Below are 14,002 nucleotides of genomic sequence, written 5' to 3'. Positions count from 1 at the left end.
ATGAATACAGAACAGGTAGATGTATTGGTAATAGGCGCCGGTCCGGCGGGCACGGTGGCCGCTTCTATCGTACACCAGGCAGGCTTTAAGGTAAAAATTGTAGAGAAACAGCTTTTCCCGCGGTTTGTGATTGGCGAAAGCTTGCTGCCACGATGCATGGAAGCGCTAACCGAAGCCGGCTTTGTAGATGCCATAAGCGAAAAAGGCTTTCAGCAAAAAAATGGGGCTAAATTTGTGAAAGATGGCAAGATCTGCGATTATCAATTTGCCGACCAATTCACTCCCGGCTGGAACCGGACCTGGCAGGTACCCCGTGCCGATTTTGATAAAACCTTAGCCGATACTGTTGAGAAAATGGGCGTTCCTGTTCATTACGAAACTACCGTTACTAATATTGTTTTCAACGGCCAAAACTCGGTAACTACTTTGGAGGATAAAGATGGAAATCAAACAGAGATTTCGGCTCGTTTTATCATCGATGGCAGCGGTTATGGCAGGGTGATCCCCAAACTATTTAACCTCGACAGGCCATCGACCCAAGTTCCGCGTAAGGCGCTTTTTGTGCATACGGTGGATAAAAAACGCTCTATGGCCGATGAGCCAAACCGCATTACCATCGTAGTGCATCAGCCTGGCGTTTGGATCTGGATCATTCCTTTCGCCAACGGTATTACCTCCTTAGGTTTTGTGGGCAATCCTGAGTTTTTTAAGCAACATGAAGGCTCCGACGAAGAGATTTTGCGTGGATTGATAGCGTCGCAACCATATTTCAGCGAGCGTTTTGAGGATGTGGAATTTACTTTCGCACCGAGAGTTTTGGAATCATGGTCGGCCACTACAGATAAGTTTTATGGTAATGGCTTTGTACTTACCGGTAACGTAACAGAGTTCCTTGATCCGATATTTTCATCGGGCGTAACGCTGGCTACGGTATCGAGCCAAACAGCAGCCAAACTGGTGATCCGCAAGCTTAACGGCGAAACTGTGGATTGGGATAAAGAATACATGCAGCACATGATGCAGGGTGTAAATACCTTCCGCTCCTACGTTACCGCATGGTATGAGGGCGTGCTCGACACGATATTTTTTGCCAATAACCAGGACCCGCTTGTTAAAAGTCAGATCTGCTCGGTATTGGCCGGTTATGTTTGGGACCTCGATAATCCGTATGTTAAAAATCACGAAACAGCTTTGCATAAACTGGCACGTACTATTACCCTAAGAGATTTAGTAGCAGCCGATAAAAGCTAAAGGCAGGATCATTTAACCATGTACGAATTGAAAAACAATAAATGAAAATTTTTCACACTAATTTTTACGTATTAATCGAATTACACGAATTGAATCAATTTAAGATTCGTGTAATTCGATTAATTGTGGAGCGCTTGCAAAGCATTTGTGTAGAAATTTTTCAGTATGAGATTAGTAAAACTATAAATTGAAGAACCAATATTACATATCAGCTCACTGCAGTATCAGCGATAACATTGTTCGTTATAATAACGAAGTCGTATTTGCGGGTACAGAGAATGATATTCCCGGTTTTTTTCTGTCGGTTTACCAGCATCTTGGGGTAAAATACCCTAAGTTTTATAAGATGGATAACCTGGCAAAACTGGGTTGGCTTACTGCTGAAGTTTTGCTGAAAGATTTCGACAAGGCGAAATATCAGCCGACTGACATCGGCGTGGTGTTAACCAACGCAAACTCCAGTCTTGATGCTGATAAGCGGTATTATGATTCGATGCAGGAGATAGCAAGCCCTGCATTATTTGTTTATACGCTACCCAACATTGTTATCGGCGAGATCTGCATCCGTCATCATTTTAAAGGCGAAAACGCTTTTTATATTTTTGACCGGTTTAATGCAGATTTCATAGCAAGTTACGTTTACAACTTGCTCGATATCAGGCAATTGAATGTTTGTATTTGCGGATGGGTGGAGCTGCTTGGCGATGAATATAAAGCAGTTTTGTTTTTGATAGAAAAGGACGGTGTAATGCCCTTCAAAACAGAAAATATTAATAAAATTTACAACCCCACCCAAACCCTCTCCGAAAAGGAGGGCTTTTAAAAATGTGTTTTTTTAAGTCTCCCCTACCGGGGGAGATTTAGAGGGGGTAATTATAAAACTTACAATATGGATAAATTAATGGCCGATCTGAAAGAGCAGATCATTGAGCAGTTGAACTTACAGGATGTAAAGCCGGAAGATATCGGTGATGACCAGCCGCTTTTTGGTGATGGCCTTGGTCTGGATTCGATAGATGCCCTGGAACTTATTGTACTGCTGCAGCAAAAGTATAAAGTAAAACTTTCTAACGCTGAAGACGGCCCTAAAATCTTCCGCTCAGTGCGTACCATCGCCGAATTTATTGAAAGCACCAGGATCCCGAACGCCTAAACAATGGAGCAACCTGTTTTTATAGCCGGCCTTGGGGTAATTTCGGCCATAGGTAATACTGTGGCTCAAAACCTGCTGTCGCTTGAGCAGGAAAAAACGGGCATTGCCCCTATCCAATACCTTGATACTGACCACCGGGATGAGTTTCCGGTTGGTGAGGTTAAACTGAGCAATGCTGAACTTGCGGAATTATCGGGATTTAAACATGGTATCAGTCGCACGGCTATGCTAAGCTTAATTGCCGCTAAAGAAGCTTTAGCCGACACCGAACTTGCTAACCTTGCAGGACTAAGAACAGGTTTTGTCTCAGCCAATACCGTCGGCGGCATGGATAAAACAGAAGATTTCTTTCGGGATTTCTTAGCCGATAACACCAAAGGGTGTTTACGCAATGTGGTAAATCACGAGTGCGGCGCGGTTACCAATTTAGTTGCCGATCAGCTGGGCATAAGGCATTATGTAAGTACTATTAGTACGGCTTGTTCTTCATCAGCCAATGCCATCATGTATGGCGCAAGGCTCATCAAAAATAATATGCTCGATGTGGTTATCGCCGGCGGTACCGATGCCCTTACCCGCTTTACCCTCAACGGTTTTAACACCCTCATGATATTGGATAAACAGCCCTGCCAGCCTTTTGATGCCAACCGCCGTGGCCTTAATCTTGGTGAGGGTGCAGGGTATGTGGTGCTGGTATCTGCGCGAATAGCATCATCGCTTAAAAAAGAGATGTATTGCACCTTCAGCAGCTATCATAACGCCAATGATGCCTATCATCAAACGGCTTCATCGCCCGAAGGAACCGGATCATTATTGGCCATGGAAGGCGCGCTTAAAAAAAGTGGCTTACAGCCTGCCGATATCGGTTATATTAACCTGCATGGTACAGGCACACAAAATAATGATAGTTCAGAAGGCACAGCCATCAGCAAGCTATTTGCAGGACATTCTCCAAAAATGAGCTCTACTAAAGCATTCACGGGGCACACGCTCGGAGCAAGCGGCGGCATTGAAGCCGTGTTTTCAGCATTGGCGGTGCGGCGCGGTTTGATATACCCTAATCTGAGGTTTGAAACGCAAATGGACGGCTTTCCTTTTACACCGGAGACCCATTTTTCAACGCAGCCGGACGTCAAACACGTATTATCTAACTCTTTTGGGTTTGGCGGAAATTGTTCATCATTAATATTTTCAAAACTATAGGCGATGTACATCAGGGCAGCAAGCAATATATCGCCACAAAATACCTTCGGTAATCAGCGGTTCCTTTCAGAACTGGCAGGATATACCGGCGACGGGCTGACATGCATCGAACCGGAATACAAAACCCTGATCGATCCCAAACTTATTCGCCGCATGAGCCGCATCATTAAAATGGGAGTGGCCGCCGGAATGGATTGTTTGCACCAGGCCGGAATCAATGCCCCCGATGCCATCATCACCGGAACCGCTTACGGCTGTTTAGAGGATACCAACACTTTTCTCACCAAAATGGTGCAGCAAAACGAAGACGCGCTATCCCCCACGGCTTTTATTCAATCTACACATAATACCATCAGCGCGCAGATAGCCCTTTTGCTGCAATGCCATCAATACAACAACACCTTTGTAAATGGCGGCGCTTCGTTTGAAAACGCCCTGCTTGATGCTATGATGCTTTTGTATGAGGGCGAAGCGGCCAATGTACTGGTTGGCGGTATCGATGAAATCACCACTAATAGTCATGCTATTTTAAAGCGCATAGGCTTATATCGCCGGGAACCGGTATCAAACTTTGATCTGCTTAATACTCCCGGCAAGGGGACAATGGCTGGCGAAGGATCCGCGTTTTTCATGTTGAGCAGGGAAGCCTCGGATAATGACTGGGCTAAAATTGATGGCGTATCCAGCTTTTATAAACCGCGCAACACGGCCGAAATAAAACAACAGATCGGCATTTTTTTGCAAAGCCAAAACGCCAATATTCATGAGATTGACCTTATATTAACAGGTAACAACGGTGATTTAAAAAATGATGCCGTTTATGAGCAATTGCTAAAATATGATTTTGCTAATGCGCCTGTTATCAATTACAAAGCCCTCTGCGGCGAATATCCAACCTCATCGGCATTTGCAACGTGGCTGGCGGCGCATGAAATCAAAGCTGGGGGCTGTTCATTTGTACCTGAAAGCGACCAAACTTCGTTAAAAAAGGTATTGATCTATAATCATTACCAAAATATCCACCACTCCTTAATCCTGCTTTCGGCATGTTAAATTTCAGGAATACCAATATCCTTTTTGCCGGGCTGCTGGGGTTGATAATCTGGCAGGATATTACAGAAGGGGTATCCTGGTGGAGTTATCCAGTGTTGATCTTTATTTACTCGCTGATATTATTTTACGGGTGCTATTACATCGGCTCTAACTTTTTTATGCGGGTGATGTGCTCACTCAAAACCAACAAAAAGATCATCGCTATAACTTTCGATGACGGACCTGACGCTATCGCCACGCCACAGATTTTGGAGATCTTAAAACAACAAAACATCCCGGCAGCATTCTTTTGTATTGGCAATAGAATCTCGGAGAATGAAACCATCATAAAACGGATCCACGAAGAGGGCCACATCATCGGCAACCACAGTTTCTCGCATTATTTTTGGTTCGATCTGTTTTCTTCAGCCAAAATGCTGGATGATATACTTCAAGCGAACCAGCAGGTAAGACACGTGATTAATTTAAGTCCGCTGTTGTTCAGGCCTCCTTACGGGGTGATCAACCCCAACGTCAAAAAAGCCATTTTAAAAAGCAGGATGGAGCCCATAGGCTGGAGCGTGCGCTCGATGGACACGGTAATCAACAATCCTCAAAAACTATTAAATAAGATAACGCGCCGCTTAAACCCCGGCGCTATTTTCCTGTTTCATGATACAGGAGTCGCAACAATTTCAGTATTGCCTCGGTTTATTGAACAAGCCAAAGCACAGGGATACGAAATAGTACGACTGGATAAAATGCTAAATTTACAGGCTTATGCGTAGATTGATTGAAAATAAAATATTAAAAGCTGAAGCAGGGGCTGTGCGATTCCCTCCCTCGGGAGGGTTTAGGGAGGGGTTTCATCAGCGTTTAACCCCTACCTCCTCCTTCCCCAAGGAAGGAATCGCGCGGGCCGCCACACTTTTATCATGTACTAAGTCTCTGTTGATTCTTTTGATAATCACCTGCGCGGCCATCTCTGCCCAAGCCCAGCACGCAGGTTATACCCAACTATCTGATCTTACCAAATTCAAACAGCAGTTTGCCGAAGTTGCTGCAAAAACAAACAGCATTAAAAGCGATTTTACCCAGGATAAAAATCTGAGCATGCTTTCAGAAAAGATCACCTCTAAAGGCAAATTCTGGTACCGCAAGCCCAATATGCTGCGGATGGAGTATACCCAGCCATTCAGCTATCTCATGATCCTGAACAAGGACAATGTGTACATTAAAGATGGACAAAAAGAAAACAAGGTATCCACCCGCTCCAACAAAGTATTTAAGCAGATCAACAAAATCGTTGTCGATTGTATACAGGGAACGGCACTCAATAGCGGCGATTTTAAATCGGCGGTATACGAAAACAAGGGCACCTATTTAGTTTCTCTATCCCCTGTCAATAAACAACTGAGTGACTTTTTCAAAACCATCGAGATCACTGTTGATAAAAAAGATTATTCGGTAAACACCATCGAAATGCTGGAAGGTACGGGCGATAGCACTACCCTGCATTTCACCAATAAAGAGATCAATGCCAATATCCCGGATGCGTTTTTTGCTATTAAGTAGCTGCCTGCTAATGCTGGCTGGCTGCTCATCGGTTTACAAAAACCTGAAGCCGGCCGAAGGCAATGTACGCGGGATCAAAAAATTCGCACCCGATTTTACCAACGTGCTTTATAAAACCGAAGTAGACGTAATTGGCGGTCACCATTTAAGCGGCTTATTGCTTATTAAAACCCTTCCCGATAAAAGCGTGCGTATGGTGTTCAGTAATGAAATGGGGTTTAAATTTTTCGATTTTGAGTTTAAGCCAGATGGCGGCTTCAAGGTGTATTATATCATAAAGCAAATGGATAAACGCCCGGTGATCATCACCCTGCAAAAAGACTTTGAACTGGTGATGATGCGTAAGCAAAACCCCGAAACAGGTTATATGCGCAAAGATGATAACTATCTGTATTATGTTTTCCCGCAGGAAAAAGGCGCCAACTATTACATCACCAATAAAACCGGAACAGAGCTAATCCGCATGGAACGCTCATCCGACAGGAAACCCGTGGTGCAGGCCATTATGCATGGCTTTCACAATGGCATCCCTGATACCATTGGCATCAGCCATAAAAACTTTAAATTTAATATCGGTCTTAAACGTTTGGAAAGATAGATGCTCAACAATACTTTTTTCAGTTTTACCACTCCCACAACTGATGGCGACTTGCTCAAAACAACCATCAGCCTTAACCCTGCGCATGATATTTTTAAAGGGCATTTCCCAGGCAATCCCATTGTGCCGGGGGTGTGCATGATGCAGATGGTCAAAGAGATTCTGGAAAATCAGCTCGGCAAAAAGTTAAGACTTGTTAAGGCTGATAGTATCAAGTTTCTGTCGTTCATCAACCCTAATGAATACCCCCAGGTTGGGTTGGAGATAAAGATGAGTACCGTTGATGAGCAGGTTAAGGCAGATGCGCAACTGGTAAATGAGGGGATTGTGTTTTTGAAGTTTAAGGGAGTATTCTCTTAAAAATAAAATTGTCATTTCGAAACGAGGAACGAGTGAGAAATCTTATACGCCTTGTTTAGCGAATGACCAGTCCGGCCATGCATGGTGTACAAGATTTCTCTTTCGCCCCGGCGCACCATCCCCACAGCTCTATCGAAATGACATTTTTTTTAGATTTTATATCAATTCTGCGCAACAGTCTTCGCGCTTTTTCCTAACCTAATGGCTGCCAATAAATAGTAAAAAGCACCAAAAGCCGAATATCCTGCCAAATTCGCAATCCCCATATTAGGCGAGTGCGCCATTGCTATAAATGATACACCAGCAAGCATAGATTGCCCCCCACTTAATATCATTGGCCATTGGCCGCCAAACTCTTTACGTCTTTTTAAGCCCAATACCAATTGGATCAATCCTGTTAACAAAGCCCATCCACCAAATACAATTAACGCGGCAGGCACTCCTTTGGTTATAGCAAAAGCAACCGATAAAGTTGTAACAATACTAATAGCTGCATTTACATATTGAGGTGTTACCGATGTTCCGTTGCCTTGATTAGCACGGATATCAAGGAATGTACCTACAACATCCCATAACGGATAGATCACAAGCAGTATGGTAGCTGCGGTAAATGAAGTTTTAGCCAATAACGATACCAATATTACCCAGGTAACTGAAAATGCTACCCTTGTAAAATAAAGTTTACGCAACTCGCGGGCTGTATTAGCCGCGGCTGAAGTTTCTATGATCAATGTTTTATTTGCTGACATGACTTTCAATTTTTATTTCGTTTTGTTTGATAAAGCAAAGTTGGGGACAAAACGTGGCGGCAATTTTCACTTAGGTGAAAATCGGGAGGGGCATTTGTCAGCAGAGTTTCGTTTTTAAGGCTTTTGCTGTGATAGTCGCTTCTTGATGCGGGTAAGAGATGGGTTTTTAATGCCCAAATAAGATGAAATATGATATGCGGGAATGCGGCTTACGATATTGGGATGCTGCGTTATCATTTTCAAATAACGCTCTTCGGCTGTATTAAATAAAAACTCTTCGGTACGGGCTTGCGATTGGTTAAAGAATAATTCGGCAACCAGGCGACCGAAGCGTTGCCAGCCGGTTGGCGTGGAGTAAAGATATTGAAGATCATTATAGTTGATGGAGATGATCTCGGCATCCTCCATCGCCTGGATATAATATGCGCAAGGGTATTGATTGATAAAACTGCGGAATGATACCAGGAACTGCCTTTCCGAAAAAAAGTAGATGTTCTTTTCTTCCTGCGTTTCGGGGTGTACGTAGTAGATCCGGAATAGACCTTTGTTAATAAGCGCAAGATCGGTACATACAATGTTCTGCATGTTAAAAAAATCGCCTTTCTCAATTTTACGGGTGCGCCAATACGGCAAGCTAACCGCCACATCGTTTTCAGACATACCGGCAAAATTGCCAAGAAGTTCGTTTAATACCTGTTGCTTATCGGCCATAACTAACAAAGTGCAATAAGGTTAAATATCGGCACAAAAATCATACTAATTTTCACCTGGGTTAAAAACAACTGATTTTATTTTCTTATTTTACAATCAAACTAAATTGAATAAAAAACAATCATTAAATCAATCAACACAATGAAGCATATAAATACATCTCCCCATGTTAGTGAGTTTGATAGAGATCACCCTGTTCCTGACGGTTATTATATTGGCCGTTTCAGGTCCCCGGAAAAGAAAAAAGAAAGACAATAACATCAACCCGGATGCCCTTCTGCGTTCCGAATACCACATTACCGAAAACGGGGGATTAGAACACGTAAAAAGCGAAATCTAATACCAAACCTACCTTCAGAAACATAATGAAAATAAAATGGAACCGTCGCTAAACAATTAGCGGCGGTTTTTTATTTAATTTACGGAATTATAAACCTCATCCCCGTCCCGGCTTGAAACATATCTGCAGCTTTTTATTTTTTAGTTTAATTTATAGCAGCCTGTTTGCACAGATAAAAGTTAGCGGTAAAATTGTCGACAATTCTAAAGTTCCTGTGGCCTTTGCTGTGGTTAACCTGCAACAGCAAAATTCAGAGCAAACAAGGGTAGTGCAAACCGATTCCATCGGGCTATTTAGTTTTACTGACGTTGATAAAGGCACCTATCATTTAACTATCACCTTCACCGGCTATCAAAAAACCAAACTTAAATTAAACTTGCAACAAGATACTTCGGTATCTATTACCCTCGCTGATAATACCACACAGTTGAACGAAGTAACCGTAACAGCAGGCAAAGCCTCTGTTGAAAACAAGGGCGATAAGCTGGTTTACAATGTATCCACCAGTGCCACATCGGCAGGAGCTGATGTACTTACGGTTATTGGTCGCGTGCCGGGTATAAAAGTTGGTGATAATGACCTGAGCATTGTTGGTAAAGGCAGCGTTAAAGTTATGGTGAACGAAAGATTGGTTCAACTGGCTGGAACCGACCTGCTTCGTTACCTGCGCTCATTATCTGCAAGCCAGGTAGGCAGTATTGAGGTAATTAAAAATCCGGGAGCTGCTTATGATGCTGAGGGCAACGCCGGATTGATCAACATCACGCTCAAACATAGCAAAAAACATGGCTATACCGGCAGCGTACAAATTAATGATAAACAATGGATGCATAGCCCGGCCCCGGTTTATGGTACCAGCAATTACTGGTGGTTAAATGCCAGCGGCGATATTAACTACAATTCGGCCAAACTCTCCGCATATGCCAGTGTTAATGTTGATCATGACCACGAACTGGAGGGCTTTGAAACCGATATTTACTATCCTAAGCAAGCCTGGCTGCAAACAGATACCGGCAACTATCGCTATCATAATTTAAACTTCATTGCCGGTGCCGATTATAGGTTTAGTCCAAAAGTAACTGCCGGGGTAAATTACCAGGGAGGTAAGAATACCTATGACGGATCCGACCATGTGAATAACCCCATCATTAACAACACTACCGGTGCTATCGATTCAACATTAAGAACCTATGCCACCTATCACCCGGTGGCTATCAGTAATGCGGTTAACCTGCATAGCACCATCAGCCTGGATACATCAGGTGCTAAACTGGTACTTAATGCCGACTATTTTAACTATTACCGCACCGACAGATCGGACTTTGAGAGCAACACTTACCTTGCTGACAGATCATTGAATGCAGCCAGTCGTAATCGCTACCATGATACCAATAAGCAGGACATCAACATTTATACATTCAAGGCCGATGCGCTTTTGCCAACCAAATATGCCCGCTTTGCTTTTGGCGGCAAACTGAGCTTTATCAATAATTACAGCAACGCTTTTTATTATAAAAAGGCAACCAACAATTCGCTAAAGTATGACCCGAACTTAAGCAATGAATTTACCTATACCGAAAATACCCAATCTGTTTACTGCAGCATAAACCGCGAGGATGGTAAATGGAAGTACCAGGCCGGCTTGCGGGCAGAGCACACCGAAACCAAAGGCTACTCGCACACGCTTAACCAAACTACCATTAATAATTACACAAGGTTGTTTCCATCAGCAACGGTGAGTTACCAGGCAGCTGTTAATCACAGCCTATCACTAAACTTTGACAGGCGGGTTAACCGGCCAACTTTCTGGAATCTTAACCCATTCAAGAGCTTGTTTACAGCTTATAGCTATGGCGAAGGCAACCCCTATCTTCAACCAGAATATAATACCAATTTTGAGCTTTCGCATACCTATAAAAACAGGCTTACTTCGGCTATATTTTTAAACGTTACCAACAATGGTTTTAACAACGTAACCATTGCCCGGCCAGATACTAATTTGGTTTATACCACGCCCCTTAATTTTATTAAAACTTACCGGGTAGGTATTTCCGAAAATTATTCGATGCAATTGCTTAGCTGGCTTGATAATAATAACCAGTTCACTTTTTATCATACCGATGCAAAATCGGCATTGGCTGTAGTAAATGGGAGCAGCGGCTTCGGGGCGTATATTGCTACTAACAACAACATCTATTTTAATGCCGATAAATCATTTTCAGGTGCGGTGAATTTTTGGTACCAGTTCCCGGAGGTAGATCATATAGGCAGAAGTAATACTTACTACAAGCTCGATCTTGGTATTAAAGCTTCGGTTTTAAAAAAGAAGGTTGATGTTTCATTTGTAATGAACGATGTTTTCAGGAGCAGCGCATCGGCAGTTACTACAATTGTTAACGGGGTAAGACAAAAATACACCAACTTCCAGATTAACAGGTATGCTCTTGTTGGCATCAGTTACCGCTTTGGCAATAGCCAAAACAAAACCGAAAAGCAGGATACCGGCAACCAGGAAGAGAAAAGCCGGATCCATTAAAAGCAAAAAGGGGCTTTTACGGCCCCTTTCAAACAATTACAAAACAAAAGCAAGGTTACATTTTACCTGTGCTGTCTTTCCCCATTTTGCCTTTACCCATTTTACTTTTTGACATTTTATCGTGGCTCATTTTATCCGAACCCATTTTGTCTGATGCCATTTTATCATGGCTCATTTTGTCCTTGCTCATTTTATCAGTACTCATTTTGCCTGAAGCCATTTTATCGTGGCTCATTTTGTCTTTGCTCATCTTGTCCTTTTTCATTTTACCGGTGTCGCTTAGCATAACGGTATTATGCGCAGGATTTAATGTTTTAGCCTGTACATTAGCTGTAATGCCGGCAATAGCAAGGGTGGCGATAAAGGCGCCCGAAATAATTGATGTGATTTTCATGTTTGATTTTTTAGTTGGTATTTGCCGCTTAGTCGGGTTGATAAATGAAACCTTACAAAATATTTTCATTTTATTTAGAAAGCCATCCGGTAGGCTATCAATCAAAAAAATTCGTGAAATTCGTGCACACTCAATTCGACCACATTAAAGCTACTTTATGGAGATCAGCCAGGCACAGCAACTTGTAGATAACTGGATAAAAACAACCGGCATCAGGTATTTTAACGAACTTACCAATACCGCTATTTTAATGGAAGAGGTTGGCGAAGTAGCCCGGATTATGGCGAGGCAATACGGCGAGCAATCATTCAAAAAATCAGATACAGAAGTTAACCTGGCCGATGAAATGGCCGACGTTCTTTTTGTACTTATTTGCCTTGCCAATCAAACCGGCATCGACCTAACCGAAGCCCTGGAAAAGAATATGGAAAAGAAAAGCATCCGGGATGCCGAACGTCATAAAAACAATGAAAAACTGAAATAAATAAAATTTAATTTCCCATTAAACACAAATACAAAATTAAATTCTTTGTATATTAAATTAAACACAATTTAATAAGGCAAAAAGCGTTTAATATAAAACAATTAAACAGCCTTATTATGAAAACCTATTTTTTCCTGTCGATAAGCTTTTTGCTTGTATTGACCTCATGCGAACGTCAAAAAGAACAAAAAGCAACAATTGCCGATGTAACGTTAATCCCGCCTGCTCCCGAAGAAAAAGCTGAGAGTATGGCTTTTAAAGCGCCGGTTGTTGTCGAAGACGACCATGGTTCCCGCAAGACAACAATTACCGACACCGCCAAAAAGATCATCAAGGAAGGAGATATCCGTTTTGAAACCGGTAATCCTAAGGCAGCTAGGCAAAACATTGTTTCGTCGCTCAAAAAATTAGGCGGTTACCTTGCCGAAGAAAATGAGACCAACAGCGGCGAAACCAATCAAAAGGAATACAGTCTCAAGATCAGGGTTCCCTCTAAAAACTTTGATGCTTTTTTAAGTAGCTTAACTTCCAGTGCAGATCATATCGACTCCAAAAACATTCACATCAGGGATGTGACAACGCAATTCATCGACGTTAAGGCACAAATCAACAATAACAAGCAGTTAGAGCAGCGTTATTTGCAGTTGGCTGCTAAAGCCACCAAAATGACCGACCTGCTGGCTATTGAAGATAAGCTTGCCGCTATCCGTACCGAAATTGATTCGGCACAAGGGCAGTTGAACTATTTAAGCAGCCAGGTTAGTTACAGCTCGCTGGATATCAGCTTTTACACCAGGCAGGCCAACCTTGTTAACAACGGCAACGGTTTTGGCTATAAGTTTGAAAACTCATTGAGCACTGGCTGGGATACCATGCAAAACATGTTTTTTTCAATAGTATCCCTATGGCCTTTAATATTTGTCGCTTTAATTATTTACCTGTTAATCATCCGCTGGAAAAAACGAAGGAGAGCAAATGTGTTAACAGAGGCATAAAAAATATCGTTAAAGTTAATTTAATATTTAAATTATAAAAAGGCTGATGCAAAAAGGTATTAGTTGATGAAGATTTAATTAAAAGGGTAGAAACTTTACTAAATTATTTAATAAATGCTTGATAAGTAGAAATTTAACACCTAATTTTAAGCACCTAATTATTTGATCATGATCCGTGTACGGTCTAAAGTTGTACTGTTGGTTGCCCCCCATGTAGTTGGCCTTGAGGTATTGCCTAATAACAAGGTTTTTAAACATATTTCAGCTATTCCGGCTATTTTTCCATCCATACACGATATCAAACCCAACCTGCTCATACTTGATTACGACTATCTTGTTCAGGACATCGAAAAGATACTTCGCCGTTTAAGGGCAAACATTGCATACAAAAACATCAGGATTTGCTGCTATAAAAATAAATGGCACTCCAAGGTTGATCCTTTCCTGAAAACATTAGGCGTTGACCATATTTTTTATGCTGAAGATATGCAGGACGAAGTCACCAGGAAAAGTGCATTTGACGCCATTGGCAATGTTATAATGGACGGGACGTTTTTTAATTTATTAAAACCGGTGCATTGAGCGCCCGTTTCTCTCAAATATCATTGCGGGCGCGGTGTG

Annotated in this window: 17 protein-coding genes; 14 read left to right on the top strand and 3 right to left on the bottom strand. The window is 42.3% G+C overall.

Annotated elements, in window-relative coordinates:
- The 9 genes from BLP33_RS22995 (at window position 1) to BLP33_RS22955 (ending at window position 7,172) form a co-directional block, all read left to right on the top strand.
- Entirely contained in the window at window positions 1-1,251 is a 1,251-nt protein-coding gene (locus BLP33_RS22995; protein ID WP_090533564.1) for an NAD(P)/FAD-dependent oxidoreductase, read from the top strand.
- Between the two features lie 187 nt (window positions 1,252-1,438).
- Window positions 1,439-2,074, top strand: coding sequence for a hypothetical protein (locus BLP33_RS22990; RefSeq protein ID WP_090533563.1), 636 nt, complete (start codon window positions 1,439-1,441; stop codon window positions 2,072-2,074).
- Between the two features lie 66 nt (window positions 2,075-2,140).
- Window positions 2,141-2,404, top strand: coding sequence for a phosphopantetheine-binding protein (locus tag BLP33_RS22985; RefSeq protein ID WP_090533560.1), 264 nt, complete (start codon window positions 2,141-2,143; stop codon window positions 2,402-2,404).
- A 3-nt stretch (window positions 2,405-2,407) separates the two neighbouring features.
- On the top strand, window positions 2,408-3,607 hold the full coding sequence (locus BLP33_RS22980) for a beta-ketoacyl-[acyl-carrier-protein] synthase family protein (protein WP_090533559.1): 1,200 nt from the start codon (window positions 2,408-2,410) through the stop codon (window positions 3,605-3,607).
- A 3-nt stretch (window positions 3,608-3,610) separates the two neighbouring features.
- A complete protein-coding gene (locus BLP33_RS22975) occupies window positions 3,611-4,660 on the top strand; it encodes a beta-ketoacyl synthase chain length factor (protein ID WP_090533557.1) in 1,050 nt (349 codons plus the stop codon).
- Window positions 4,654-5,427: a polysaccharide deacetylase family protein gene (locus tag BLP33_RS22970; RefSeq protein WP_090533555.1), complete on the top strand. Its 774-nt coding sequence runs from the start codon at window positions 4,654-4,656 to the stop codon at window positions 5,425-5,427. The genes BLP33_RS22975 and BLP33_RS22970 overlap by 7 nt, the downstream gene beginning before the upstream one ends.
- 172 nt (window positions 5,428-5,599) lie before the next feature.
- A complete protein-coding gene (locus BLP33_RS22965) occupies window positions 5,600-6,214 on the top strand; it encodes a flexirubin biosynthesis/transport protein LolA2 (protein ID WP_217633216.1) in 615 nt (204 codons plus the stop codon).
- Window positions 6,192-6,812 (top strand): flexirubin biosynthesis protein LolB2, encoded by a 621-nt coding sequence (locus BLP33_RS22960; RefSeq protein ID WP_139160050.1) that lies wholly within the window; start codon window positions 6,192-6,194, stop codon window positions 6,810-6,812. Before BLP33_RS22965 ends, BLP33_RS22960 begins: the two co-directional genes overlap by 23 nt.
- Window positions 6,813-7,172 (top strand): ApeI family dehydratase, encoded by a 360-nt coding sequence (locus tag BLP33_RS22955; RefSeq protein WP_090533549.1) that lies wholly within the window; start codon window positions 6,813-6,815, stop codon window positions 7,170-7,172.
- Between the two features lie 161 nt (window positions 7,173-7,333).
- Here BLP33_RS22955 and BLP33_RS22950 read toward each other — a convergent pair whose 3' ends face one another.
- Entirely contained in the window at window positions 7,334-7,921 is a 588-nt protein-coding gene (locus tag BLP33_RS22950) for a DUF308 domain-containing protein (protein ID WP_090533547.1), read from the bottom strand.
- 114 nt (window positions 7,922-8,035) lie between these two features.
- A complete protein-coding gene (locus BLP33_RS22945) occupies window positions 8,036-8,632 on the bottom strand; it encodes a Crp/Fnr family transcriptional regulator (RefSeq protein ID WP_090533545.1) in 597 nt (198 codons plus the stop codon).
- Window positions 8,633-8,798: 166 nt separating this feature from the next.
- On the opposite strand from BLP33_RS22945, the gene BLP33_RS27575 reads away from it, so the two are divergent.
- Complete coding sequence (locus tag BLP33_RS27575) at window positions 8,799-8,972, top strand: hypothetical protein (RefSeq protein WP_175490098.1); 174 nt, start codon at window positions 8,799-8,801, stop codon at window positions 8,970-8,972.
- A gap of 112 nt (window positions 8,973-9,084) precedes the next feature.
- A complete protein-coding gene (locus BLP33_RS22940) occupies window positions 9,085-11,508 on the top strand; it encodes an outer membrane beta-barrel family protein (RefSeq protein ID WP_090533544.1) in 2,424 nt (807 codons plus the stop codon).
- Between the two features lie 55 nt (window positions 11,509-11,563).
- Here the strand turns inward: BLP33_RS22940 and BLP33_RS22935 are convergent, their stop codons facing one another.
- On the bottom strand, window positions 11,564-11,902 hold the full coding sequence (locus tag BLP33_RS22935; protein ID WP_175490097.1) for a pentapeptide MXKDX repeat protein: 339 nt from the start codon (window positions 11,900-11,902) through the stop codon (window positions 11,564-11,566).
- A gap of 157 nt (window positions 11,903-12,059) precedes the next feature.
- On the opposite strand from BLP33_RS22935, the gene BLP33_RS22930 reads away from it, so the two are divergent.
- The 3 genes from BLP33_RS22930 (at window position 12,060) to BLP33_RS22920 (ending at window position 13,963) form a co-directional block, all read left to right on the top strand.
- Window positions 12,060-12,386 carry a nucleotide pyrophosphohydrolase gene (locus BLP33_RS22930; protein ID WP_090533542.1) on the top strand — a complete coding sequence of 109 codons (327 nt, stop codon included), beginning with the start codon at window positions 12,060-12,062 and terminating at the stop codon, window positions 12,384-12,386.
- Window positions 12,387-12,502: 116 nt separating this feature from the next.
- Window positions 12,503-13,381: a DUF4349 domain-containing protein gene (locus BLP33_RS22925; protein WP_090533540.1), complete on the top strand. Its 879-nt coding sequence runs from the start codon at window positions 12,503-12,505 to the stop codon at window positions 13,379-13,381.
- Window positions 13,382-13,549: 168 nt separating this feature from the next.
- Window positions 13,550-13,963 carry a hypothetical protein gene (locus tag BLP33_RS22920; protein WP_090533538.1) on the top strand — a complete coding sequence of 138 codons (414 nt, stop codon included), beginning with the start codon at window positions 13,550-13,552 and terminating at the stop codon, window positions 13,961-13,963.
- Window positions 13,964-14,002 lie beyond the last annotated feature (39 nt).

It is taken from the genome of Mucilaginibacter sp. NFR10, from assembly GCF_900100445.1.
GTDB classification, from domain to species: domain Bacteria; phylum Bacteroidota; class Bacteroidia; order Sphingobacteriales; family Sphingobacteriaceae; genus Mucilaginibacter; species Mucilaginibacter rubeus.
The sequence above is the reverse complement of the archived record's forward strand: the minus strand, read 5'-3'. Positions and strand labels throughout refer to the sequence as shown.